Source organism: Microbacterium sp. SZ1 (assembly GCF_002362255.1).
Taxonomy (GTDB): domain Bacteria; phylum Actinomycetota; class Actinomycetes; order Actinomycetales; family Microbacteriaceae; genus Microbacterium.
On record NZ_LPVV01000012.1, the window covers coordinates 151,149 to 176,073 of the forward strand.

Below are 24,925 nucleotides of genomic sequence, written 5' to 3' on the forward strand. Positions count from 1 at the left end.
CCGGTGGATGCCCGGGTGCGCGCGGTAGCCTGATCCCGATGGCGCAGTACACGAAGCATCCGGTCTCCGCTCCGCCCCGCGCACCGGAACGCGAGTCGACGGGGCATCTGCTGCTGCGCGGCTACATCATCCTCGTGCTGTTCGCGACGTTCGCGCATTCGGCGGTCTACAACCTCGTCGGCGAGGTCGGCGCCGGCATCGTGCTCGCGGCGTTCGTCGTCGTCACGCTGGCGATCGGCATCCCGATGGTGTCCCGCCGCCGCCCGCAGGCGTTCGCCTGGCGCCGCTTGCCGTGGGCCGCGACCGCCTACACCGTGCTCGCACTCGTGTCGGTCGCGTGGTCGCAGTGGCGCGGTGCCACTCTTCTCACGTGGGCCCTGCTCGCCGGAGTCACCGTGAACGCCCTCTTCATCGTGCATGTGCTGAGCTGGAGCGAGATCGTGCGCGCCCTCGCGTCGGCGTTCAAGTGGATCCTCGGCCTGTCACTCGCGATCGAGCTGTGGGTCGCTCTCGTCGTGCACGGCCCGATCCTGCCGAACTTCTTCGTCCGGCCGGACGGCGAGATGAACGCGCACTGGTACTGGGTCCGCGGCAACCTGTTCGACGGCGAGCGCATCCAGGGCATCGTCGGCAACTCGAACCTGCTGGCGATCATCAGCCTGTTCGCCCTCATCACGTTCGGGATCCGATTCGCGGCTCGGGCTCGGTGGCGCACAACGCTCGGGCTGTGGTCGCTGCTGGCGGCGTACTTCCTGATCAGGGCAGGCTCGGCGACCGCTTACGCCTGTGCGGCGGCAGCCCTCGTGGTCCTCGTCGTCGCACTGCTGATGCGTCGCACCGCCACCCCCGGGGCCCGCACCCGCCTCTACGTGATCTTCATCGGCGGCGCCGCGGCGCTCGCAGCCGCCGTGTGGCTGCTGCGAGCACCGCTGCTCTCGGTGCTCGGTCGCAGTGCCGATCTCACCGGACGCTCCGACAAGATCTGGGAGAAGGTGCTCGACCGCGTGGCCGATCATCCGCTCTTCGGCAACGGCTTCTCCAGCCCGTGGGTCCCGTTCGACCCGGCATTCGACAGGTGGATCGTCGACCACGGGATCACGGTCTTCCACGCGCACAACATGTGGCTCGACGTCCTCATGCAGCTCGGCGTGGTCGGTCTCGTGCTGATGGCGCTCGCGTACCTGAGCCTGCTCTGGCGCTCCTGGTTCTTCGCGGTCGACCGCCCGCGCTGGGATCTCACCGCCGATCGCGAGTACTCCCCGCTCACCCTGCTCCCGAACCTCTTCACCATCGTGCTGCTCGTGCAGGGTCTCACCGAGTCCACCCCGATCATGCTGTGGGGGTGGATGCTGCTGGTGATGCTCAGCTTCAAGATCAAATCCGTCCCGCTCGTCGGCGTGGGTGAGCGCGACCGCGTGATCGAGCGCGGCGAGAGAGCACGGCGGGTTCCGTGACGCCCGAACGGCGTCTCGCCGACCTGCTCGGATCCGCGGAGTTCGCCAGGGCATTCACGATCGCGGTGCTGACCGCGGTGTTCGGATCGTTCACGATCGAGCGCCTCACGTCATCCGTGACTCTGGCGACCATCATCGCCGTGCTGTGCGGCGTCGGGGCCAGCGTGCTCTGGGTCCGCCGTGCCGAGCTCTCCCCTCTGCGCCTCGCCCCCTCGTCGCTGATCGCGTTCCTGGCGTGGGCGCTCGTGAGCCTGGTCTGGACGGCCGACAGATCCGACACGGCCTTCGGCTGGATGGCCCTCTTCGGCTTCGCGTTCCTCGCGATCGCCGTCGGGCACGTGCGCGACACCCTGCAGACGGTCCGAGCCCTCGGCGACACACTGCGCGTCCTGCTCGTGCTGTCGCTCGCGATGGAGATCCTCTCCGGCATCCTGCTCGACATGCCGTTCGGATTCCTCGGCATCCAGGGGAACCTCGCGCTCGGCGGACCCGTGCAGGGGCTGTTCGGCAGCCGCAACATGCTGGGCTTCGTCGCGGTCGTCGCGCTCATCACCTTCGTGATCGAGTGGCGGTCGCAGTCGGTCACGGCACCGCTCGCGATCCCCTCCATCGCACTCGCCACGCTGCTGGCCTTCCTCTCGTCCTCCCCCACCGTGATCGTCCTCGCGGTCGCGGTCGGGGTGAGCACGGTCGCGCTCACGATCGTGCGTCACACCCCCCGCGAGCGCCGCGGCGTCGTGCAGTGGGTACTCAGCGTGCTCGTCGTGCTCGCCCTCATCGCTGCGTTCATCCTCCGACACGCGATCATCCGGCTGCTCGATGCCGGGTCCGACTTCTCGATCCGCGCGACCCTGTGGAACACGATCCTCGACTTCGTCTCGCTCAAGCCGATCCAGGGCTGGGGCTGGTTCGGCCCCTGGGCGCGTGGCGAGTTCCCCTTCACCTACATCAACTTCCTCCTCGACGACCGCCATGAGAGCGCACTGAACGCCTATTTCGACGTGATGCTGCAGCTCGGCTGGGCCGGGCTCGTGCTCTTCCTCCTGCTCGGAGGCGTCGCGATGGTCCGCTCCTGGCTGGTCGCGAGCGTGCGCCGCTCCGTCGTCTACGCCTGGACGCCGCTCATGCTCGTCACCCTCGCCGTCGACTCGATGTTCGAGAGCTTCACCCTCGAGGGCGCCGGCTGGTTCCTGCTCGTGCTCTGCGCGCTGCGCGCCGGTCAGTCACGGTCGTGGCGCGAGAACATCGACGCGGCGCACACGGGCGCAATCCCCACACTGCACCCGGAGCGGTAGCCGCACGCGCCGTCCTCGGGGGATTCCTCGCCCCGCCCGGGTAGGCTGGGGTCTGCTCGCGGCGCCCTGCGAGACCACACCCTCCCGGAGATCCCACTCGTGACACACGTCCCCTTCGACCCGGCGTCCGCCACGATCGTCATCGTCACCTACAACCGATCGCACCTCCTCACCGGGCTCCTCGAGAGCATCACGGCGATGGACCCCAAGCCAGGGCACGTCGTCATCATCGACAACGCGTCCTCGGACGACACGACGGAGGTCGTCGAGTCGTTCCGCCCGCGCGTGGGGACCGAGGTCGTCTACCGCCGTCTCGAGACCAACACGGGCGGCTCCGGCGGATTCAGCGAGGGCATGCGCACGGCGTACGAGCTCGGGTCCGAATGGATCTGGATGATGGACGACGACGTCGAGGTCATGACCGACGGCCTCGCCAAGATGGGCAAGTGGGCCCCGCGGTTCAAGAGCATCCAGGGACGCCGCTACGACTACGACGGCAGCGAGTTCTACTGGCAGTACCGCATCGCCGAGCGCATGGGCATCCCGATCCCGTTCGCGCCGTCGGGCTTCGACGCGTCCGGCTTCAAGGAGATGAACAGCGGATGCTTCGAGGGCATGTTCATCCATCGCTCGATCGTCGCGCAGATCGGCCTCCCCGACCCCCGTTTCTTCATCTACTGGGACGATCAGATGTACGGCTGGCTGGCCTCTCGAAAGACCACGGCCGTGATCGTCGACGAGTTCGTGCTGCGACGCACCCGTGAGATCAAGCAGTGGGACATGGGGATCCGCCACATGAACGCGTCGAGCAACGCCTACCGGTTCTACATCATGCGCAACCGCGCGTACCTCAAGCAGTACTACCGCGTGCACCACAACTACAACCCCGTGCTCTTCGGCCTCGGCACGGCGATGACCTTCGCCAAGGAGCTCATCCGCCTGTTCTTCGTCGAGCGCACCGTGCGCGGTACGAGCAACCTCTTCCGCGGGCTCAAGGAGGGCGGCCGACTCGGTCGCGACCGCTCGTGGAAGCCGATGCCACCCCTGGAGGCGTGAGCGCATGGCCGAGAACACCCAGCCGGACCTGCAGTGGGGTCCGCTCGAGCAGAAGCCGCGCGGCCGTGGACGGATCTGGATCATCGTCGGGCTCGCGGTCGCCGCGCTCATCGTCGTCGGCGTGCTTCTGTTCTTCCTGCTCCCTCGCGCAGACGGCCAGAGTCCGGAGGCGAGCGCGACGCCATCGCCCTCGGCGACCACCACTGAGGAACCGACCCCGGCGCCGACTATCGCGCCCGACCCCACCATGACACCCGTCACCACTCCCCCACCTGTGCCGGATCCGTCGGTCGACGCCTTCCGGGAACAGGTCAGAGGGTGGCTCGATGACGCCCTCACCGGGATCGACATCGTCTCGGCATCGAGCGGTCAGGAGGCCCTCAGCGTCGTCGAGACCCTCGAAGACGATGCGCAGCGGCTCTCCGAGACTCCTGCGCCGACCTCCATCCAATCCGGGTGGTCGGAGGCACTGGGCAGGTACGCCGAGTCGCTCGCCGCGCTTCGCACCGCCGTCTCCGACGGTTCCGGCACGTCAGCCTCCGCCGAGTCCGCCCGGGCTTCTGCCGAGGAGCTCCGCACTGTCGTAGGGCTCTGACGCTCGATCAGGCTTGCGCTTCCAAGCGACGGAGCCGCTCCTCGTAGTGAGAGGCGAGCTCGAGCCGCAGCCGGGCCCTCTCATGCTCGGCCCGAGCCCGAGAGAGCACGTCGTCGGCATCCGTCTCCTCCAGCGCGAGCCGCCCGCGCAGCACCTCGAAGCGCTGCTCGAGCGCAGCGAGCTGCGGAGCGATGCGGTCGAACTCCGAGCGCACATAGGAGAAGTCGGCCTGCGTGCCCGTCAGCCGCGCATCGTAATCGCGCTGCGAAGCCGCCACCTGCTCGAGCGCCGCGCCGAGTCTTTCGTTCACTCGCGCGTCGACTCGGCGCTCGACCACGATGTCGATTCGTCGACGAATTCTGTTCAGCATGGGTTCCTCAATCATTCGGGTGATGGTGGGGAGACGATGACGTTGTCAGCGGTGATAGGTGATCCGTCCGCTCTCGATCCAGGCGCGGACGAGCGTCGATTCGAGATCGATCCGGTGTTCCGCGCCTACCGCCGAGGGGTCGCCGAACGCGTGATTCCACGAGGTCTGATCCGGCGCATCGACGAAGGAGAACCCGGTAGCGTCGACTGCGGCGTCAGGGAAGAGCCTGGTCGCGATCCACAGCATCACGGTTCCCGTGGTCGCCCACTGGCCGCTTTCCCTCGGATCCGCCCCGAGAGCCTCTCCGAGCGGCAGGACGACCTCCCTGTTCGGGATGGTCACGATCCCGAGGTCCGCTGGCCAGAAAGCCGGTGTCTTCGGGTTCTCCCAGAGGAGTCGACCGGGCTCGACCATGAGATACAGCCGCTCGGGATAGGCGTCGAAGAACCACGGAGTGGGCCGCACGCCCCTGTTGAAGACGACCACGTCGACGCGCCGACCGACCGTCGCCGGCGAACCGGCGTCGTCCATGCGGAAGCCGTTCACGCGGAAGACGACATCCGCGGAGTCGATCATCGCGGCTCGCTCCTCCGAGGGCTCCAAGGGCTGGTTGCCGACGACGGCGACCCGTCGAATCGGCGAGGCGCCGTACGAGGCCACGAGCGGCCGGATGCGATCGTAGAATGCGACTTCGTCGGTCGACCTCTGATCGCTCTCGACGAGCTTCCTCACACGCCCCATAGGAAACCAGCTTAGGGCAAGCGGGGCGGCCTCTCCGGCGGCCGATCCCGGCGCGGCAAGCGAGCCCCCTTAGAGTAGTCGGCGTGACTTCTGCACAGACGATCGACCTCTCCTCGGCGACCATCGGTCCCGGCTCGCCGGTGTTCACGATCGCCGAGATGTCGGGCAACCACAACGGCGACCTCGATCGCGCCCTCGCCATCGTCGACGCGGTGGCCGCGACAGGAGCGAGCGCGCTCAAGATTCAGACCTATACGGCCGACACCCTCACGATCGACTCCGACCTGCCGGCGTTCCGCGTGACGAGCGACCACGGGCTGTGGGGCGATCGCAACCTGTACGCGCTGTATCAGGAGGCGCACACCCCCTGGGAGTGGCACGCGGCCATCTTCGAGCGCGCGAGGTCGCATGGGCTGATCCCCTTCTCCACGCCGTTCGACCCCAGCTCCGTGGCCTTCCTCGAGGAACTCGGCGTGGAGCTCTACAAGACAGCATCGGCGGAGATCGTCGATCTGCCTCTGCTGCGTGAGGTCGCACGCACCGGCAAGCCGATGATCGTCTCGACCGGCATGGCCACCCTCTCGGAGATCGACGCCGCTGTGTCGGCGATCCGGGGAGCGGGGGGCACCGAGCTCGTCCTTCTCGCCTGCACTGCTTCGTATCCGGCAGTCCCCGAAGAGGCGCGTCTGGGTAACATCCGGGCGCTGCGCGAGGCTTTCGACGTACCCGTCGGGCTGTCCGACCACACGCTCGGCATCGGCGTGGCGGTCGCGGCGGCCGCCCTCGGCGCCGTCGTGATCGAGAAGCATGTCACTCTCGACCGCGCCGACGGCGGCGTCGACTCCGACTTCTCGCTCACGCCCTCAGAGTTCGGCTCGCTCGTCACCGCCTCTGAGCAGGCCCGCATCGCCGTCGCCAGCGGGGTCTCCTTCGGTCCGACCGAGCAGGAGCACGCGGTGCTCGCGCTACGTCGTTCGCTCTTCGTGGTCGCCGATGTCCGTGCCGGCGACAGGATCACTCCAGAGAACGTCCGCTCCATTCGCCCCGCCGGGGGTCTCGATCCGGACGATATCGATCTCGTGCGCACGCGCACCTTCTCGCGCGACGTCCGGCGAGGCACTCCGCTGACCTGGGATCTGCTCTAGAGGCGGCTCATCGCTCTGGTAGACGCCACCTCGAGAGGCTGAGGAATCCGGCCTCGTCGGGAGGGTTCTGCGGCAGATACCCCGCTCGCTCGAAGACGCGCCGCGATGCGGCGTTCTGCTCGTGCACGACGGCGATCATCCGCACCGGGTCCGGCGCGATCAGCGCTCGCTGCGCCGCGGCGAGGGCGCGTCCGGCCACACCTCGTCCGCGAGCGTCGGGGGCGACGGTGATCGAGATCTCCCAGTCCGTGACAGAGCGCCGGTCCCAGCGGCACGTCGCCACGGGAACAGCTCCCTCTTCGATGACGAGCAGTCGCCGGTCGTCGGCAGCAAGACTGCGGGTGAGCCACGCGAGATGCCCCCGCTCGTCCACGAGTGAACCGTCGCGTGAGTTCCGGCGCGTGATCTCGTCGTTCCGCCACGCCAGGAGCAACCCCGCGTCGTCCAGGCGAGCCGGACGCGCGCACGCTGGCGCATCACCGGTCGACGATCCGTCAGTCGGCGTCGCGATCCGAGGCGTCCTCAGCAATTGCTCCCAGGAGGCGACGATGCGCCAGGTGCCGAGGCCGTCGACGGTCGCCGACAGACGCGCCGCCAGCTCCGCCAGCTCCTGCGGGGAGCGAAGCAGGCGGTCGAGAGAACGGATCCGCTCCTCGAGCTCATCGTGCGGGGGTTCGCCGAGCCCTTCAGCGAGCCCCGCCTCGACGACCTCACGATAGCCGGCACGTTGATTGTCCACCGCGCAGACGAGCGCCATCGGCAGACCCATGCAGGCGAAGTCCCACACCGAGGTTCCCGCCGCTGTCACTGCCACGTCGTGCGTCCGGGCGAGCGCCGGAAGGTCGTCGACGAAGCCGGCGACGCGGACAGCGTGTCGCGAAGCCCGCGCCGCCTGCACGACCTCCGCTCGTCCTCGTGGATCGACGGCGGTGACCTCGAGCGGATCGTCGATCGCGTCGAGCGCGGAGACGATTCGCGCGGTGAGTCCCCCGGGGTCCGTGCCGCCCATCACCACGAGCAGCCGCGGCGTCAAGTTCTCGGTGCGAGGCGCGGCGCGCTGGCGTCGAACCTGATCGCGAATCACGGCAGCATCGATGCCGACGAGATGCGTGCGGCCGAGCTCGGGTGCGACGAAAGAGCGCTCGGCTCCCAGGTTCGCGTCGATGGACAGGTCGGCGGCGCGCACGCCGTAGGAGCCATCCTGCATATTGCTGATCAGGGCGCCGGTCCGCGACAGGTCAGGCACCGACCAGTACGTGTCGAGGTGCACGACGTCGACGCCCCTGGCAGCGTCGAGCATCTCCGTCTGGCTGGAGAGGGCGACACGAAGAAGCGTGGAGCCAGGCAGAAGACGCCCCAGGACCGACGCCGCCGCGTCGTCGAGATCGCCGGCGATGGACGTGACCCACCCCCGCTCCTCCGCTGTCCGAGCAATCGCGATCACCCGCATGAGGTGTCCCATGCCGAAGCCGTCTCCGGCGTTGCAGTGGAAGAGGACCCGTCGAGCGGCGGTCATGCGATCTCCTCCCTGCCGAGGTGCGGAGGCACCCACCCGATAGGATAGGGCGGGCGTGGGACAACCCGAGCATCCGCGCGTCGACGACAACGCTGAGGGAGACAGAGTGTCAGTTCTCGAGGGCGCGAGCATCCTCATCACTGGCGGCACCGGGTCGTTCGGCAAGGCCTTCATCCGCCACGCTCTGACCCACCTGAACCCGCGTCGACTGGTCATCTTCTCGCGCGACGAGCTCAAGCAATACGAGGTTCGACAGCACTTCGGCGACGACGCGCGCCTGCGCTGGTTCATCGGCGACATCCGCGACGAGCGGCGCCTGGCGCGTGCTCTCCACGGCGTCGACTACGTCGTGCACGCCGCGGCGTTGAAGCAGGTCGACACCGCCGAGTACAACCCGTTCGAATTCGTGAAGACCAACGTGCTCGGAAGTCAGAACGTGATCGAAGCCTCCATCGACGCGGGGGTCAAGCGTGTCGTCGCACTGTCCACGGACAAGGCGTCGAGCCCGATCAACCTCTACGGCGCCACCAAGCTCACCGCGGACAAGCTCTTCATCACGGGGAATCACTACGCGGCCGCGTACGACACGCGATTCGCCGTCGTGCGGTACGGCAACGTGATGGGGTCGCGCGGCTCGGTCATCCCGTTCTTCGAGAGACTCGGAGCCGAGGGCAAGCCGCTGCCGATCACCGATCTGCGGTGCACTCGATTCTTCATCACCCTGCCGCAGGCGGTCCAGATGGTCGTCGACACGTTCGAACTCATGCAGGGCGGCGAGCTCCTCGTCCCCCGAATCCCGTCGATGAGGGTGACCGACCTCGCGCACGCCGTCGTGCCGGGCGCCGAGCTCGTCGATGTCGGCCTGCGACCCGGCGAGAAGCTGCACGAGGAGATGATCAGCCCGGAGGAGGGGCGACGTGCCGTCGTCGTCCAGGACGGGAGATACTTCATCATCCAGCCCGACCTCGCTTCGTGGGGCTACCGAGTACCGGAGGGTGCCGTCCCCGTGCCGGAGGGTTTCGCGTATCGCTCGGACAGCAACGACGAGTGGTACTCGCGGGAGGAGATCGCCGCGATCATCGAGGCGGGGATCTGACGATGCTGCCGTACGGGAGGCAGTCGATCTCGGAGGGCGACATCGAAGCGGTGGTCGATGTCCTCCGCGGCGACTGGCTCACCACCGGCCCGGTTGTAGCGGCGTTCGAAACGCGTCTCGCAGAGATCGCAGGCGGACACCGCGCGGTCTCAGCGACATCCGGCACGGCTGCCCTCCACATGGCCTACGCCGCAGCCGGGATCTCGGCCGGAGACGTGGTGATCTCGACGCCCATGACATTCGTGGCGACGACGGCCACCGCGTCGATGCTCGGAGCCCGCATCGTCTTCGCCGACGTCGAGGAGGACACCGCGCTCATCGACCCGCTTGCCGTCGACGCGCTCGCCGACGAGAGGACCCGCGTCATCGCCGCCGTCGACTACGCCGGCCACCCCGCGGACTACGACCCGCTGAACGCCACAGCGGCACGGGTCGGCGCGCTCGTCCTCGACGATGCAGCGCACTCGATCGGCAGCACGTACAAGGGCCGACCGGTGGGAGATCTCGCCGATCTCACCGCACTGTCGTTCTTTCCTACCAAGAACCTCACCACGGGCGAGGGCGGCGCTCTCATCGCCAAGGATGCGCAACTCGCGCAGCGTGCTCACGAGTTCCACTTCATCGGTCTGGTGCGCGATCCGGAGCGCTTCCGGATCATCGACGAGGGCCCCTGGCACCAGGAGGTGCACGAGTTCGGAGTCAACTACCGGCTCACCGACATCGCGAGCGCCCTCGGCCTCTCGCAACTCGCTCGACTCGATGCATTCAAGCGGCGTCGCACTCAGATCACCCGTCGTTACGATGACGCGCTCTCGGACATCGACGGCGTTCGCACACCCGTGCAACGGGCTGACGTGGATCCGATGCGGCATCTCTACCCCGTGCGGATCCTCGACGGGCGACGTCGCGAGGTCTTCGAGCGCATGCGCGCGAACGGCATCGGAGTCCAGGTGAACTACATGCCCGTCTACTGGCACCCGGTGTATGCCGACGCCGGTTACCGGCGCGGGATGTGTCCGAACGCCGAGGCCTTCTACCAGGAGGAGCTGTCGCTCCCGATCCACCCCGAGCTCACCGACTCGCAGGTCGACTCGGTCGTGGACGCGCTCGTCGAGGCGCTTCGATGAAGGTCGGCATCATCACCCAGGCGCGGATGACGAGCACTCGTCTCCCGGGAAAGGTCATGCTGACGGCAGCGGGTCGACCGCTGCTCGACATCCATCTGGACCGGCTCAGCGCGACCGACCTGCCCGTCATCGTCGCGACGACGACCAATGCCGCTGATGACCCCATCGCCGGTCTGGCAGGCAGCAGGGGCCTCACCGTCTTCCGCGGCAGCGAGGAGGACGTCCTCGGTCGCTTCGCGGGAGCGGCGGACGAAGCAGGCCTCGACGCCGTCGTCCGAGTCACCTCCGACTGCCCGCTGCTGGACCCCGAGGTCATCGGCGACGCCGTGCGCCTTTTCACGGAGCTCAACGATCCCGATGCGTACGTCTCCAACGTCATCGAGCGCACCTACCCGCGCGGGCTCGATGTCGAGGTCTTCTCCGCCGCGGCACTTGCGGATGCGGATGCGTCGGCGACCGACCCGTCCGACCGCGAGCACGTCACCCCGTACCTCTACGCGAATCGATCCGGGCGCACGACCCTGCGCTCGATCACACGAACGCCGGACGCCTCGAGGCACCGGATCACGCTCGACACAGCGGACGACCTCACCGTCATCCGCAGGCTCATCGAAGATCACGACGCGGCACGGCTCGACGCCGCCGGACTCGTGGCCGTCCTCGACGCGCACCCCGAGCTGACGGCGATCAACGCGCACGTCGAGCAGAAGAAGCTCGGCGGCTGACCACCGCCTCTCGGAGATCTACGCGTTGTAGTCGGCGTTATAGCGATCCAGGACGTCGACGATCGGGCCGTCGAGGACCAGGGCGCCCCTGTCGAGGTACAGTCCCCGCGTGCAGAAGCGACGCAGGTCGCGCTCGTTATGGCTCACGAAGAACAAGGTGCGACCTTCAGCGAGGAGTTCATCGATGCGCTTGTAGCACTTGTCTCGGAACGCCTTGTCTCCGACAGCGAGCACCTCGTCGACGAGCAGGATCGGCTCGTCCAGTTGCGACACGACGGAGAAGGCCAGACGCACCTTCATGCCGTTGGAGAGGTGCTTGTACGGAGTGTCCTCGAACCCGGCGAGTTCGGCGAACGCGATGATGTCGTCGTAGCGACGCGCCACCTCGTCGCGGGACATGCCGTGGAGCCCTGCGGTCAGCCGGACGTTCTCCCGCACCGTGAGATCCCCGACGAAGCCGCCGGTGATCTCGATCAGTGGAGCGACGCCGCCGTTCACCTCGACCGCGCCCTCGTCTGGGAGCAGCACTCCCGCTACGAGCCTGAGGAGGGTCGACTTGCCCTGACCGTTTCGACCGACGACCCCGATCGACTCCCCGGGCTGCACCGAGAACGTCACGTCCCGGAGCGCCCAGAACTCGCCAGGGCGCGACCGTCGAGACGACCCGGAGAACAGGTCCTTGAAGCTTCGGCGCCCACGGCGATTGCGCCGGAAGCGGACGCCGAGTCCTGACACCTCGATGGCTGCCGACATCACAGCTCCTTCAGGACGGGTCGTTCGAGGGCGCGGAAGGTCCATGTGCCCGCCGCGAAGATGAGCACACACATGACGGCACTGATCAGCACGGGTACGGGATCCCAGAGCTCCGGGAAGAATCCGACCCGGTAGAGGGTGAAGATCCCTGCGAGCGGATTGAAGGCGCCGATGATGTGGAACGGGTCGGGCAGGTCGCGGAAGCTGTAGATCACCGGCGAGGCGTAGAACAGCGCGCGGAGGATGAGCGCCGTGGTGCGCTCGAGATCGGTGTACAGCACGCACAGCGGCGCCACGAGAAGACCGAGCCCGACCAGCAGCACGACCTGCATCACCACAGCGACGGGGAACCAGAGCAACGACCACGACACGGTCGCTCCACTGAACACCGCGAACAGTACGAGAACGGGCATCGAGAAGAGGAACTCGATCCCCTTGCTGAGCACGATCCTGTTCACCCAGATCGATCGAGGGATCGCCGTCGACCTCACGAGCCGCGAGTCCTTGCGGAAGGCGCGGGTGAAATCCGACACGGAGGTGTTGAACCACACCCACGGAAGCAGAGCCACGATGAGGAACACGATGTACGGTTCCTCTCCCACGCTGCGGTGGAAGATCTGGGTGAACACGAACCAGTAGATCGCACTCATCACCAGAGGGTCGAGCACCGACCACAGGTACCCCAGTGAGCTCGTCGCGTACCGGACTTTCAGGTCGCGGGCGGATAGCAACCACAGCGAATGCAGATAACGTCGGGGCGTTCCCGGCGCCCCGACAGCATCGTGACTCACAGCGTCGAGTCTATGCGAGCGAGTTGTTCCACATCGACAGCGCAGACCCGATCGCCATGTGCATGTCGAGGTACTGGTACGTTCCGAGGCGGCCGCCGAAGTGCACGTCCCGCTCGCCCTTGGCGAGTTCGCGGTACGCCAGCAGGCCTTCGCGATCGGTCGGTGTGTTGACCGGGTAATACGGCTCGTCCTCGCGATCGGCGAACCGCGAGAACTCGCGCATGATGACCGTCTTGTCGGAGTTGTACACGTCCTTGCGCTCCGGGTGGAAGTGCTTGAACTCGTGGATGCGCGTGTACGGGACGTCCATGTCCGGATAGTTCATGACGCTGGTGCCCTGGAAGTCGCCGACGTTGAGCACCTCCTGCTCGAAGTCGAGTGTGCGCCAGCTCAGTGCACCCTCCGCGTAGTCGAAGTATCGGTCGACAGGACCGGTGTAGACGATCGGAAGCTGCCCGACCGTCGCGCGCTTGTTGAGCGGCTGGGATTCGTCGAAGTAGTCCACGTCGAGCTTGACCTCGATGTTGGGGTGATCAGCCATCCGCTCGAGCCAGGCGGTGTAACCGTCGGTGGGCAGCCCTTCCCACGTGTCGTTGAAGTAGCGGTTGTCATACGTGTACCGGACCGGCAGGCGGCTGATGATGTCGCCCGAGAGCTTCTGCGGGTCGGTCTGCCACTGCTTGGCCGTGTAGTCGCGGAAGAACGCCTCGAAGAGTGGCCGTCCGACGAGGGCGATGCCCTTCTCCTCGAAGTTGGAGGCGTTGCTGACGTCGAACTCCCCCGCCTGCTCCTTGACGAGGGCGCGCGCCTGGTCGGGAGTGTAGGCCGACTGGAAGAACTGGTTGATCGTGCCGAGGTTCACCGGCATGGGGAACACCGTGCCCTTGTGGGTCGTGTACACGCGGTGGACGTAGTTCGTGAACGACGTGAAGCGGTTGACGTACTCCCAGACCGTGGCGTTCGATGTGTGGAAGAGGTGCGCTCCGTAGCGGTGGACTTCGATGCCGGTCTCCGGCTCCGCCTCGCTGTAGGCGTTCCCGCCGATGTGGTGCCGACGGTCGATGACCGTGACCTTGCGGCCGGCTTCAGCCGCCCGCTCTGCGATGGTGAGGCCGAAGAAGCCCGATCCGACGACGAGGAGGTCCATATTGCTGCTTTCTGTCCGAGGAGGCTCAGAGACGCGCGGTACTGGCCGCGGCACACAGCAGTCCACTCTACCGGCAGCGCCGTCTGCGAACCTGTCAGGCTCGTCGGCGCGGGTCGACGGGTGCCCGGTCTCGGAGACCCGGCATCCGGGCGACCGTGGCAGAAGCACGCCCGTCTGCGGCCGACATGTCATCGCCGTCGATATAGAGCGCCGCTTGCCAGGTCTCCTCCGGGTGCAGTCCTGGCCGGGAGTCACGCCGGTGAAGCCGCCGGGTGCAGGGCACGCCTAGATGTGATGTCTAGGGACGTTGTTCTGGCCCCCGCCCGTAATGACACCGTGCCGATTCAAGAAGTATCTGTCCAGACCGCTCGCCATTGAAGGCATGTTAGAGTTTAGGGCATGTCGAGTCCCGAATCAGACAGGTCAGGGGTTGTCGGTCACACCGCCAGCCCCTTGAACCACTAGTTACGACGCCCACGATCTGTGTGGGCGTATGTCTGGCGTACCCGGGGCGCTGGCCGTGGTGACAAGAAGAACCATTTCTTGATCTCACACCTCGGAGTACTCGATGCCTTTTGCCCTCTACATGCTTGCCCTGGCGGTCTTCGTCATGGGCACTTCAGAATTCATGCTCGCGGGATTGCTCCCCGCGATCGCGACCGAACTTGACGTCTCGGTCGGCACTGCGGGCCTGCTGACCTCCGCATTCGCAGTCGGTATGGTCGTCGGCGCGCCAGTGATGGCGGCATTCGCTCGCCGTTGGCCACCGCGGCTCACATTGATCGTTTGCCTTCTCGTGTTCGCGGGAAGCCACGTCATCGGAGCGATGACACCAGTGTTCTCTCTCCTGCTCATCACCCGGGTGCTCAGCGCTCTCGCAAACGCAGGATTCCTCGCCGTAGCACTGAGCACGGCCACTACCCTCGTGCCAGCGAACCAGAAGGGGCGTGCACTGTCGATCCTGCTCTCCGGCACGACGATCGCAACCGTCGTGGGCGTCCCCGCCGGGGCACTGCTCGGCACAGCGCTGGGCTGGCGAACGACGTTCTGGGCGATCGCCATCCTCTGTATTCCCGCGGCCGTTGGAGTCATTCGTGGCGTCACGAACAATGTTGGTCGGAGCGAGACTAGCGCGACCTCACCAAGGCTCCGTGTCGAGCTCAGCCAGTTGGCGACGCCGCGGCTCATCCTGGCCATGGTACTCGGAGCGCTGATCAACGGAGGGACCTTTGCGGCATTCACCTTCCTGGCACCCATCGTGACCGAGACCGCGGGCTTGGCCGAAGCGTGGGTGTCCGTCGCGCTGGTGATGTTCGGCATCGGATCGTTCCTTGGCGTCACGATCGCAGGACGACTATCAGATCAACGACCTGGCCTCGTGCTCGCAGTCGGCGGACCGCTATTGCTGACAGGCTGGATCGTGTTGGCAGTGGTCGCATCTCATCCCGTCGCGCTTATCGTCCTCGTCCTCGTTCAGGGATTCCTGTCGTTCGGCGTCGGCAGTACTCTGATCACGCGTGTGCTGTATGCAGCATCGGGTGCGCCAACGATGGGCGGTTCGTACGCAACCGCAGCATTGAATATCGGAGCTGCAGCGGGGCCCGTGCTTGGTGCGCTCGGGCTCGCGACCGGGCTGGGGCTGCTCGCGCCGGTTTGGGTCGCTTCGGTGCTGACAGCGATCGCTCTCGTCATCATGCTTCTCACCAGACGCGCGCTTACGAAGACCGCGGCGGAGGCCAATTGATGACCCATCCGAACGCTCTTCTCACTCCTCGTGCCCGTCTCCGGTTAGCCCGGCTGATTGTCGAAGACGGCTATCCGGCCACGATCGCCGCAAAGATGTTCATGGTCTCCCCGATCACTGCCCGGAAATGGGCAGGCCGCTACCGGGAAGAGGGTGAGTTTGGGATGCAGGATCGCTCCAGCAAGCCGCACCGGATCCCAGGCAGGACGCCCGAGCATGTCAAGAAGAAGATCATCAACCTGCGCTGGCGGCTTCGACTGGGGCCAGCCCAGATCGCTGCGCGACTTGGTCTCTCGACGTCGACTGTTCACGCGGTCCTCGTCCGTTGCCGCGTGAACCGCCTCTCGCATATCGATCGTGTCACTGGCGAGCCATTGCGGCGATATGAGCATCCTCATCCGGGATCGTTGATTCATGTCGATGTCACGAAGTTCGGCAACATCCCCGACGGCGGTGGACATCGTTACGTAGGTCGGCAGCAAGGCGCACGGAACAAGCTCGCGACTCCGGGATTACCACGAGGAAAAGATCACAAGCCGCGCACCGGGACGGCGTTCGTTCACACAGTCATCGACGACCACTCCCGCGTCGCATACGCAGAAATCTGGTCGGATGAGCAGGCGAGCACAGCGGTGGGAGTTCTCGAACGCGCCGTGGCCTGGTTCGCCGAACGAGGCGTGACCGTCGAGCGAGTCCTATCCGACAACGGGTCGGCATACAGATCCCACGCATGGAGGGACTTCTGCGCTCGGCTCGGCATCCGACACAAGCGGACACGCCCCTACCGGCCGCAGACGAACGGGAAGATCGAGCGATTCCACCGCACGCTCGGGGACGGCTGGGCCTATGCCAGGTTTTACGGTTCAGAGGCCGAACGACGCCTGGCGCTGCCCGGCTGGCTCCACTTCTACAACCACCACCGACACCACTCTGCGATTGGCGGCGTACCCTTCGACCGACTCAACAACGTCCCTGGACATCACACCTAGAGAGCCTTCCGTACATGTCGGTATCGGCAAGGCTCGGCGCCACTCGCACCTCGTCGACGTAGTGGTGTGGACAGCCTATTCGGTCGCACGTAGCAGGCCGTCGACCGCCTCGGCCAGACGCGGCTTCAGCATCCGCACGTACTCGAGATTGAGATGGTCGGCGTCATAGTAGACGGGAACGCCGCCGACCACCGCGTAGCACGACGCATCGTCACAGAACGAGGTCGTGAGATCGACCGACGCGATCAGTGGCGACGCTGAGTCCGCAGCGGCCGCGACGACCGGATCGGGCGGCTGAGCCTCAGCGCGCGGGCGAGCACACACGAGCGGATCCTCCGCATTGAGCAGCACGCAATCGGGCGAGCGCACCTCTCCGTTCCAGGGCGGATCGGCGACCGCGAGCACGCGCGTCCCGACCGAGGCCCAAGACCGCCAGTAACTCGACAGCCCCCGCTTCATCTGCTCATCGGGTGGCGTGCCACTGCCGTCGTCCGCGGTCTGCTGGCGAGAAGCCATGGCGGTGACGACCAGATCGGGAGACTCATCGATGATGGTCTCTGAGAGGTCGTGCGACCATTCCTCGCAGAGGCGCGCGTCAGCCGGTGCCCAGGCTCCACGGAAGCCCACGAACGCGACATCGGCCACCGGGCAGCCGCCGAAGTAGCTGGTCGTCACGATCCATTCCCGCTCCCGAGCTATGTCGAAGATCGCTCCCTGCCACTGCTGGGCGTGGGAATCGCCGACCAGCCAGACACGCGTCGGGTCCTCCGCTCCGCCGGAGAAGTCGCACTCCACCGTGGTCTTCTTCTCGCCGTACTCGAGGATGGGGAGGAACGCTCCGCACTCAGGGGGCGTGTACGAGTAGAGGTTGCGGTCAGTCATGACGGAGTAGTCGGCGGCTCCGAATGGATCATCGCAGTCGGCTCCGGGCGCGAGCGCAAGCGGGCCCTCGCACGAGAGGGCGACGACCTCGTCGGGTGGCCTGTCCGCCTCGACTCGTGCGTTGTACCAGACGAGGAGACCGGCGACGAGTGCGCCGATCGTCAGCATGCCGGCGATCATGAGCGCGAGAGACCGTGCAGTGGACCCCTTCCAGTAGCTCCACCGCTGACCGGCGTCCTCCACGAACCCCTTCGTGAGTGCCGCGAGCATGAGCGCGATGCCGAGGACGGCGAACTTCGACAAGGTCGAGGCCTCCGTGGCCAAGGCGAACGGAGCGACGACTATCAGCGGCCAATGCCAGAGGTACAGCGAGTACGACACTCCGCCCACCCATTGGACGGGGCGGAGCGCCGTGATGCGCGCGTGCCACAGGGCGGCATGATGATTGCCTGCGAGGATCACCAAAGCCGTTCCGAGTACAGGGGCCAGCGCCGCGTACCCCGGAAATGACGTCGTGTGGTCGAATGTGAGCGCCGCGTAGGCGATGAGGCCGAACCCGACGAGGCTGAGGACATTGGCCGCAAGACGATGCAGCGGGATCTTCGGTCCCAGCAAAGCGATCGCGGCCCCCGCCGCGAACTCCCAACCTCGGGTGAACGTCGCGAAATACGCCTGGGAGGGAGCGAGATGCGTGTAGACGACGCTCGAGGCGAGCGAGAGTCCCCCGACGATGATCACCACGATGGAGATCGCCGTTGCGGCTCGCGATCTGGCGCCACGCCGGGTGAGCGAAGGTGCCCGGCGCGCGATGAGGACCGCGACGAGCAGGAGCACGGGCCAGACGATGTAGAACTGCTCCTCCACTGAGAGAGACCAGTAATGCTGGACGAGGCTCGCCGCGTCGTTGAGGGCGGAGTAGTTGACGGACATGGCTGCGAGGAACCAGTTCTCGACGTATCCGGCGCTGGCAACGATCTCCCAGGCATTGCGTCCCCACCGTGGATAGGGCAGGAAAGCTGCGGCGAGCACGAGCGACACGATGAGAACCAGGAACGCCGCTGGAAGCAGACGGCGGATCCGTCGCGCGTAGAACGCCCCGAGCCGTACTCCCCCTGTCCGAGCGATCTCGCCCGTGAGATGACCGGTGATGAGGAAGCCCGAGATGACGAAGAACACGTCGACACCGACATAACCGCCCGTGAGCCTCAAGGGCCACAGGTGGTTCAGTACGACGAGTCCGATCGCGACGGCGCGCAAGGCCTGGATATCGGTACGGAAGACCTTGCGATCCTTCGCCTCTACCGACCGCCCCTGTTCTTGAACCACTGTGCTCACGGAGCGAGATACTCCTGCAGCAGCGAGTCCCCGCTCTCCGCTGTGAATCCGCTCTCTCGTGCGCGAGTGAGATCCAGCACGCTGTTCCTCGGACGTGGCGCGACGGGTGCCTTCGCTGCAGCGAAGTAGTCCTCCGTGGACACGCCCGTCACTCGCACGGGGTCATGTCCCGTCAGCTCGAACACACGTCGCGCGATATCCGCCCACGTGACGACGTCGCCCTCGGAGGTGAGATTGTACACACCGTAGTCGGGACGGGTATCGAGAAGATGGCGGATGAAGCGAGCGATCTGCGAGGCGAACGTGAGGCGCCCGCGCTGGTCGTCGACCACCTTCGGGTCGATTCCGCGTTCGGCCAGTGACGCCATGGTCCTGACGAAGTTGTTGCCCTCGCCGATGACCCACGAAGTGCGCACGATGTAGTGTCGCGGCGCGGTCGCCACGGCGATATCGCCTGCGGCCTTGGTCTGCCCATAGACGCCGAGAGGGCACAGCGCGTCGTCCTCGCGATATGCACGGTCGGAGCTGCCGTCGAACACGTAATCGCTCGACACGTGAACGAGGGTGATGCCGTTCGCCGCCGCGATCCGTGCCAGCGCGGCGGGACCCGAGGCGTTGGCGGCCCACGCGTCGACGCGGCCCGCGGCTGACTCCGCCGCGTCGACGGCGGTATAGGCGGCCGCGTTGATGATGGTGTCGTAGTCGCGCCAACGTCGCGCTGCGACGAGATCGTCCGACGCGAGATCGAGGTCGGAGCGGGTCGCCCAGTCGACGTGCTCGAGACCATCGAGCTCCGCACGCAACGCGGTGCCGAGCTGACCGCCTGCGCCCACCACGAGAATCTTCCGCGGCGCGACCGGCTCGACGTCGGAGAGGCGCGGATGCGCCAGATCCTTGGCCGACACCTCTGCCTCGGACAGGGCGATCGGCCATTCAATCGCGGCCGTCTCGTCGGCGAGGTTGAGGAACGAGTACGTCGCATCGGACGACCAGTGATCGTTCACGAGGTACGTGTAAGCGGTGTCGGGCTCGAGCGTCTGGTAGGAGTTGCCGACTCCGCGCGGTACGAAGATCGCCTTGGACGGGTCTAGTTCGACCGTGAAGACCGCACCGAACGACGGACCCTCACGGAGATCCACCCAGGCTCCGAAGATGCGTCCGGTGGCGACCGAGACCCACTTGTCCCATGGCTCGGCGTGGATGCCGCGGGTGGTGCCGACAGCGTCATTGAACGATACGTTGTTCTGCACTGGTCCGAAATCGGGGAGCCCGACGGCGGCCATCTTCTCGCGCTGCCAGTTCTCCTTGAACCAGCCCCGGGAGTCGCCGTGCACCGGCAGATCGAAGACGACCAGACCGGGGATCGAGGTCTCGGTGACGTTCAGCTGTTTGCCGAACTCGATGTCGCTCACGTTGCTCCTACTGCCCCTTCGAGGCGTAAAAAGCCTCGGTCTGGTCCTTGGACGGCGCCCACCACGACTCGTTGTCGCGATACCAGGCGATCGTTGCGGCGAGCCCTGACTCGAAGTCTGCGAACCGCGGGGTCCAGCCGAGCTCCGTCCGCAGCTTGGTCGAATCGATCGCATAGCGGAGGTCGTGGCCTGCCCGGTCCGTCACGTGATCGTAGGCGTCTCGGGGCTGTCCCATCTCGTCCAGGATCAGCTCGACGACCTCTTTGTTGTTGCGTTCTCCGTCGGCGCCGATCAGGTAGGTCTCGCCGATCCGCCCCGTCTCGAGGATCGTCAGCACCGCGGACGAGTGATCGTCGGCGTGGATCCAGTCCCGCACGTTCTCACCCGCACCATAGAGCTTGGGTCGAACACCCCGGATGACGTTGGTGATCTGACGCGGGATGAACTTCTCGACGTGCTGGTACGGCCCGTAGTTGTTCGAGCAGTTCGAGATCGTCGCCCGCACACCGAAGGAACGCACCCATGCGCGGACGAGGAGGTCGCTCCCGGCCTTGGTCGACGAGTAGGGAGACGACGGATTGTACGGCGTCTGCTCGGTGAAGCGCTGCGGGTCATCGAGTTCGAGATCGCCGTACACCTCGTCCGTGGAGATGTGGTGGAATCGCGTCTCGTGCCGGCGCGCGGCCTCGAGCAGCGTGTAAGTACCGACGATGTTCGTGTCGAGGAACGGCCGCGGGCTGTGCAGGGAGTTGTCGTTGTGCGACTCGGCCGCGTAGTGCACGACCGCGTCGGCCTCCGCCGTCAGACGGCCCACGAGCTCGGCGTCCGTGATGTCGCCGTGCACGAACGTGACACGGTCATCGGGGAGCCCGGCGAGAGAGGCTCGGTTGCCGGCGTACGTGAGGGCGTCAAGAACTGTGACTGTGTGGTCCGTGTTCTTGACGACGTAGTGGACGAAGTTGGAGCCGATGAATCCGGCACCACCCGTAACGAGGAAGTTCGACATCAGCGGCCTCTCGTCAGGGTCTCGATCAGGTAGGTGCCGTATCCGGATTTCACGAGCTTCTCGGCGCGTTCACGCAGCTGGTCGTCCGTGAGGAAGCCCTGCCGCCACGCGACCTCCTCGGGGACGCCGATCCGCAAGCCCGTGCGGCGCTCCATCGTCCGGACGTAGTCACCGGCATCCGACATCTGGTCGAACGTCCCGGTGTCGAGCCAGGCGGTCCCCCGAGGGAGAACCTCGACCTGCAGACTCCCCCGCTCGAGGTAGGCGCGGTTCACGTCGGTGATCTCGTACTCACCGCGGGCGCTGGGCTGGAGCCCACGCGCGATCTCGACGACGTCGTTGTCGTAGAAGTAGAGCCCTGGCACGGCGAAGTTGCTCTTCGGCTGCGACGGCTTCTCTTCGAGGGAGATCGCCTTGCCGTCTGCGTCGAACTCGACGACTCCGTATGCACCCGGCTCAGCGACCCAATAGGCGAACACAGCTCCGCCATCGACGTCGGTATACCGCTTGAGCTGTGTGCCCAGGCCGGGTCCGTACAGAAGATTGTCACCGAGGACGAGAGCCACTTTGTCGTCGCCGATGAAGTCCGCACCGATCACGAACGCCTGCGCGAGTCCGTCGGGCGACGGCTGCTGAGCGAAGGTGAGATCCACACCGAACTGCGAACCGTCTCCGAGGAGTCGTTCGAACTGCTCCGCATCGTGGGGAGTCGTGATGACGAGGATGTCTTTGATGCCCGCCAGCATCAGGGTCGAGAGCGGGTAGTAGACCATTGGCTTGTCGTACACCGGGATGAGCTGCTTCGAGATGCCGATCGTGATCGGATGAAGCCGAGTTCCGGAGCCGCCCGCAAGAATGATGCCTTTCACCCCCATATCGTGCCATATGTCTCCTGGAGACCCGAGGCATACGTCCCGACTTGCGTCACTTCAATCACACTGGCAACATTCGTCACTTTCCGCCACAATGAGCATGTGACCGGCTCATCCCACACCCGACTGCGTCGACTCGTCTCGAGCGCTGCGGCCGTCGTCTTCGCGGCTTCGCTTCTCGTAGCGGTACCCATGAGCGCGTCCAGCGCGGCGATCACCGACCGGCCGGCTGCTTCGGGCGTGGCGACCGTCGCCGGCATCCCTCAGGCGGAGATGGGGCTCGCGAAGGCCGCGAACCTCTCACTGTTCCGTGCGGGAAACATCATCTCGGATGCGACGTTCTTCAATGCGTCGACGATGAGCCCCGCGCAGATCGACTCGTTCTTCCGCGGCAAGGTCGCCAGCTGCCAATCCGGCTACGTATGTCTCAAGGATTATCGCCAGAACACACCGAACAGGCCGGCAGACAGGTACTGCAACGGGTACAGCGGCGCAGGCAACGAGTCCGCCGCGACGATCATCTACCGGGTGGCGCAATCGTGCGGCATCAACCCGCAGGTCTTCATCGTCATGCTGCAGAAGGAGCAGGGGCTCGTCACTCACACGTGGCCCAGCTCCTGGCGCTACGACATGGCGCTCGGCCAAGGGTGTCCGGACACGGCGCCGTGCGATCCCGCCTATGCCGGCTTCTTCTATCAGATCTACGGCGCTGGCCGCCAGATGAAGATCTATGCCGAGGGCCGCTACTTCACGTACTACGCCCCTGGCAACACCTGGAACATCCTCTACCACCCGAACACTGCCTGCGGCCGCGGTCCCGTGTACATCGAGAACGTGGCGACCGCAGCGCTCTACTACTACACGCCGTACCAGCCGAACCGGGCTGCCCTCAACGCCGGTTACGGCACAGGCGACGGGTGCTCCAGCTACGGCAACCGCAACTTCTATCAGTACTTCATCGACTGGTTCGGCTCTGTCAGTTACGACGTGGTCGGCGGCTTGGCGACTTACTGGGCGTCTCAGGGCGGAGGCAACGGCGCGCTGGGTCAGCCGATCGGGGCGATGACCACCTGGCCGAACGAGGGATGGTCGCAACCGTTCGCGGGCGGCGACGTCTTCCAGAAGATCGGCACCACCGCCGTACACTCGGTGCGCGGCGCCTTCAAGGCGGAGTACGGCAGGGTCAACGGATTCCGGAGCGGACTGGGTTGGCCGACCAGTGACCAGGTCGGCGTGTCCGGCGGGCTCTACCAGGACTTCGAGAACGGCCGGATCTACACGAAATCGGGCGGGGCCGGGGTCGCGATCGCCGCGCCGATGTTCGCGGAACACGAGAAGCAGCGCAACGTCTTCGGCAGCCTGGGATGGCCGAAAGCGCGTGCATACCTCACGGCCGATGGCTCACGTCAGGACTTCGACTCGGGTTCCATCTTCGCCAACTCCTCAGGCGTGTTCACCCTTCCCGCCGACATCGTGTCCGCGTATGATCGCGCGGGCGGCATCTCGCAGATGGGGTCTCCGACCTCGACGGTCGTGAACGACGCCCTCGGGCAGTACGTCTCGTTCACGGCGGGATGGATTCAGCGCAGCGGATCGACGCTCGTCCTCGTCAAGGGCGCGCTCGGCAAGGCCTATGCAGCCCTGGGTGGCGGATCGGGCAAACTCGGCGCGCCGACGGGCGCCGAGCGTCTCCTACCCGGCGGCGGGTGGACGCAGAGCTTCACCGGTGGCGCCCTCTACCATTCGTCTTTCGGAACGTACTCGGTCACCGGATTCTCGGCAGAGCTCGCGGTACTGGGCGGCGTTGACGCCTTCGGCTACCCGAGCGCGGAGGCCGTCGTCGACGGATCGCGCAGCTCGCAGCAGTTCGGCTCTCGGAGCATCGCAAAGGCCACTCCCAACGGCGCCGCGTACGTCATCACGGGCGCGATCGGCTCGCATTATGCGAGTGCGGGCGGCGTCAAGAGCTTCCTGGGAGCCCCGATCGCCAAGGAGCGCACGCAGGGCGGCGGCTGGATCCAAGACTTCGAAGGCGGCCGCATCCTGCACTCGGCGTACGGTACCTTCGGCGTGCCGACTCCGATCGTGAAGGTGCTCGACGCCAACGGAGGAATCGCCTCAAGGATCGGGTGGCCCATCGCTGCCCCTGTGCAGACCTCGGACGGATGGCGCCAGGACTTCTCAGGCGGCACGCTTCTCGCCAGCACGAACGGAGCGAAGAGCGGAGTGGTCGTGGGCGGGATCATGAACGTCGCGCGCAGCTACAACGCGTTCGGTGACATCGGCTACCCCGTGGAGAAGGAGAACCTGACGACGAACGGCTGGCGTCAGCGCTTCGACACCGGCACGATTTTCGTTCCGAACGCCTATGCCCCCAGCGTCGTGAGCGGCGCTGTGCACCAGTTGTACGTCACGTTGGGCGGCGAGACCGTCACCGGGGTCCCGACCGGCCCCGCGACCGTCATCGGCAACGGGCGCAGCCAGCAGTTCCAGAGATTCGGTCTGTACAGCAACCCGGCGACAGGGACATGGCAGTCCAACGGGCTGATCAGAGATCGGTACAGCGTGCTCGGCGGTGCTGCGGGGGTGCTCGGCTGGCCCACCGAATCTCTGACGACGATCTCCGGAGGCTGGCGACAGTTGTTCACAGGCGGCGCGATCTACTCGACTGCCGGCGGATCGGTTTACACCGTCAAAGGCTCGATAGGCGGCGAGTACATCCGTCGAGGGGCCGAGAAGGGCGCCCTCGGATGGCCGGTCGGCAACGAGGCACTCGTGGGTGGGCTGTGGTCGCAGAAGTTCCAGAACGGCACTCTCGTCCTGCTCCCCGGCGGAGACTTCGAAGTGCGCTGACCGCGCGATGAGCGCGCAGTG

The 24,925-nt window shown here is 66.1% G+C and carries 22 protein-coding genes; 12 read left to right on the forward strand and 10 right to left on the reverse strand.

The window, feature by feature from the left end; all coding sequences use genetic code 11:
• Positions 1-38 precede the first annotated feature (38 nt).
• The 4 genes from AUC47_RS08430 to AUC47_RS08445 all read left to right on the forward strand — a co-directional run bounded on the left by AUC47_RS08430 (position 39) and on the right by AUC47_RS08445 (position 4,400).
• Positions 39-1,454 (forward strand): O-antigen ligase family protein, encoded by a 1,416-nt coding sequence (locus tag AUC47_RS08430; RefSeq protein WP_096714764.1) that lies wholly within the window; start codon positions 39-41, stop codon positions 1,452-1,454.
• Positions 1,451-2,749, forward strand: coding sequence for an O-antigen ligase family protein (locus AUC47_RS08435; protein WP_096714765.1), 1,299 nt, complete (start codon positions 1,451-1,453; stop codon positions 2,747-2,749). Before AUC47_RS08430 ends, AUC47_RS08435 begins: the two co-directional genes overlap by 4 nt.
• Before the next feature lie 99 nt (positions 2,750-2,848).
• The gene (locus AUC47_RS08440; protein ID WP_096714766.1) at positions 2,849-3,805 is read left to right on the forward strand and encodes a glycosyltransferase family 2 protein; all 957 of its coding nucleotides are present in this window, start codon (positions 2,849-2,851) and stop codon (positions 3,803-3,805) included.
• A 4-nt stretch (positions 3,806-3,809) separates the two neighbouring features.
• Complete coding sequence (locus tag AUC47_RS08445) at positions 3,810-4,400, forward strand: hypothetical protein (protein WP_096714767.1); 591 nt, start codon at positions 3,810-3,812, stop codon at positions 4,398-4,400.
• Positions 4,401-4,407: 7 nt separating this feature from the next.
• Here the strand turns inward: AUC47_RS08445 and AUC47_RS08450 are convergent, their stop codons facing one another.
• Both AUC47_RS08450 and AUC47_RS08455 read right to left on the reverse strand, forming a co-directional pair.
• A complete protein-coding gene (locus tag AUC47_RS08450; RefSeq protein WP_096714768.1) occupies positions 4,408-4,770 on the reverse strand; it encodes a hypothetical protein in 363 nt (120 codons plus the stop codon).
• A gap of 45 nt (positions 4,771-4,815) precedes the next feature.
• Complete coding sequence (locus AUC47_RS08455) at positions 4,816-5,502, reverse strand: glycosyltransferase family 29 protein (RefSeq protein ID WP_218838217.1); 687 nt, start codon at positions 5,500-5,502, stop codon at positions 4,816-4,818.
• Between the two features lie 92 nt (positions 5,503-5,594).
• Between AUC47_RS08455 and pseI the strand changes: the two genes are divergently transcribed.
• A complete protein-coding gene (gene pseI, locus AUC47_RS08460) occupies positions 5,595-6,656 on the forward strand; it encodes a pseudaminic acid synthase (protein ID WP_256999489.1) in 1,062 nt (353 codons plus the stop codon).
• A gap of 7 nt (positions 6,657-6,663) precedes the next feature.
• Here the strand turns inward: pseI and AUC47_RS08465 are convergent, their stop codons facing one another.
• A complete protein-coding gene (locus tag AUC47_RS08465) occupies positions 6,664-8,172 on the reverse strand; it encodes a bifunctional UDP-2,4-diacetamido-2,4,6-trideoxy-beta-L-altropyranose hydrolase/GNAT family N-acetyltransferase (protein WP_096714769.1) in 1,509 nt (502 codons plus the stop codon).
• 106 nt (positions 8,173-8,278) lie between these two features.
• Here AUC47_RS08465 and pseB point away from each other — a divergent pair, with 106 nt between their 5' ends.
• From pseB to AUC47_RS08480, 3 genes are read left to right on the forward strand one after another with little or no spacing between them, the layout of a single operon-like run.
• A complete protein-coding gene (gene pseB / locus AUC47_RS08470) occupies positions 8,279-9,268 on the forward strand; it encodes a UDP-N-acetylglucosamine 4,6-dehydratase (inverting) (protein WP_096714863.1) in 990 nt (329 codons plus the stop codon).
• 2 nt (positions 9,269-9,270) lie between these two features.
• The gene (locus AUC47_RS08475; RefSeq protein WP_096714770.1) at positions 9,271-10,395 is read left to right on the forward strand and encodes a DegT/DnrJ/EryC1/StrS family aminotransferase; all 1,125 of its coding nucleotides are present in this window, start codon (positions 9,271-9,273) and stop codon (positions 10,393-10,395) included.
• Positions 10,392-11,120, forward strand: a complete 729-nt coding sequence (locus AUC47_RS08480) for a cytidylyltransferase domain-containing protein (RefSeq protein ID WP_096714771.1) — start codon at positions 10,392-10,394, stop codon at positions 11,118-11,120. Before AUC47_RS08475 ends, AUC47_RS08480 begins: the two co-directional genes overlap by 4 nt.
• A gap of 18 nt (positions 11,121-11,138) precedes the next feature.
• Here the strand turns inward: AUC47_RS08480 and AUC47_RS08485 are convergent, their stop codons facing one another.
• Genes AUC47_RS08485 through glf form a run of 3 tightly spaced genes read right to left on the reverse strand, consistent with a single transcriptional unit; the run spans position 11,139 to position 13,811 of the window.
• Positions 11,139-11,873 carry an ABC transporter ATP-binding protein gene (locus tag AUC47_RS08485; protein WP_096714772.1) on the reverse strand — a complete coding sequence of 245 codons (735 nt, stop codon included), beginning with the start codon at positions 11,871-11,873 and terminating at the stop codon, positions 11,139-11,141.
• Complete coding sequence (locus AUC47_RS08490) at positions 11,873-12,664, reverse strand: ABC transporter permease (RefSeq protein WP_096714773.1); 792 nt, start codon at positions 12,662-12,664, stop codon at positions 11,873-11,875. The genes AUC47_RS08485 and AUC47_RS08490 overlap by 1 nt, the downstream gene beginning before the upstream one ends.
• A gap of 10 nt (positions 12,665-12,674) precedes the next feature.
• Complete coding sequence (gene glf / locus AUC47_RS08495) at positions 12,675-13,811, reverse strand: UDP-galactopyranose mutase (RefSeq protein WP_096714774.1); 1,137 nt, start codon at positions 13,809-13,811, stop codon at positions 12,675-12,677.
• Between the two features lie 493 nt (positions 13,812-14,304).
• On the opposite strand from glf, the gene AUC47_RS17000 reads away from it, so the two are divergent.
• Genes AUC47_RS17000 through AUC47_RS08510 form a run of 3 tightly spaced genes read left to right on the forward strand, consistent with a single transcriptional unit; the run spans position 14,305 to position 16,544 of the window.
• Complete coding sequence (locus AUC47_RS17000) at positions 14,305-14,358, forward strand: chloramphenicol resistance leader peptide (protein ID WP_011113070.1); 54 nt, start codon at positions 14,305-14,307, stop codon at positions 14,356-14,358.
• 21 nt (positions 14,359-14,379) lie between these two features.
• Positions 14,380-15,555 (forward strand): chloramphenicol efflux MFS transporter Cmx, encoded by a 1,176-nt coding sequence (gene cmx, locus AUC47_RS08505; protein ID WP_047217927.1) that lies wholly within the window; start codon positions 14,380-14,382, stop codon positions 15,553-15,555.
• Positions 15,555-16,544, forward strand: coding sequence for an IS481-like element IS5564 family transposase (locus AUC47_RS08510; RefSeq protein WP_011113072.1), 990 nt, complete (start codon positions 15,555-15,557; stop codon positions 16,542-16,544). Before cmx ends, AUC47_RS08510 begins: the two co-directional genes overlap by 1 nt.
• Before the next feature lie 75 nt (positions 16,545-16,619).
• On the opposite strand, the gene AUC47_RS08515 is transcribed toward AUC47_RS08510, so the two are convergent.
• From AUC47_RS08515 to rfbA, 4 genes are read right to left on the reverse strand one after another with little or no spacing between them, the layout of a single operon-like run.
• Complete coding sequence (locus AUC47_RS08515) at positions 16,620-18,761, reverse strand: acyltransferase family protein (protein WP_096714775.1); 2,142 nt, start codon at positions 18,759-18,761, stop codon at positions 16,620-16,622.
• The gene (locus tag AUC47_RS08520; RefSeq protein ID WP_096714776.1) at positions 18,758-20,173 is read right to left on the reverse strand and encodes a sugar nucleotide-binding protein; all 1,416 of its coding nucleotides are present in this window, start codon (positions 20,171-20,173) and stop codon (positions 18,758-18,760) included. Before AUC47_RS08520 ends, AUC47_RS08515 begins: the two co-directional genes overlap by 4 nt.
• A gap of 7 nt (positions 20,174-20,180) precedes the next feature.
• Positions 20,181-21,179, reverse strand: a complete 999-nt coding sequence (gene rfbB, locus AUC47_RS08525; RefSeq protein ID WP_096714777.1) for a dTDP-glucose 4,6-dehydratase — start codon at positions 21,177-21,179, stop codon at positions 20,181-20,183.
• On the reverse strand, positions 21,179-22,048 hold the full coding sequence (gene rfbA, locus AUC47_RS08530; RefSeq protein WP_096714864.1) for a glucose-1-phosphate thymidylyltransferase RfbA: 870 nt from the start codon (positions 22,046-22,048) through the stop codon (positions 21,179-21,181). Before rfbA ends, rfbB begins: the two co-directional genes overlap by 1 nt.
• Before the next feature lie 105 nt (positions 22,049-22,153).
• On the opposite strand from rfbA, the gene AUC47_RS08535 reads away from it, so the two are divergent.
• Positions 22,154-24,904, forward strand: a complete 2,751-nt coding sequence (locus tag AUC47_RS08535; RefSeq protein WP_096714778.1) for an LGFP repeat-containing protein — start codon at positions 22,154-22,156, stop codon at positions 24,902-24,904.
• The last annotated feature ends 21 nt before the right edge of the window (positions 24,905-24,925 follow it).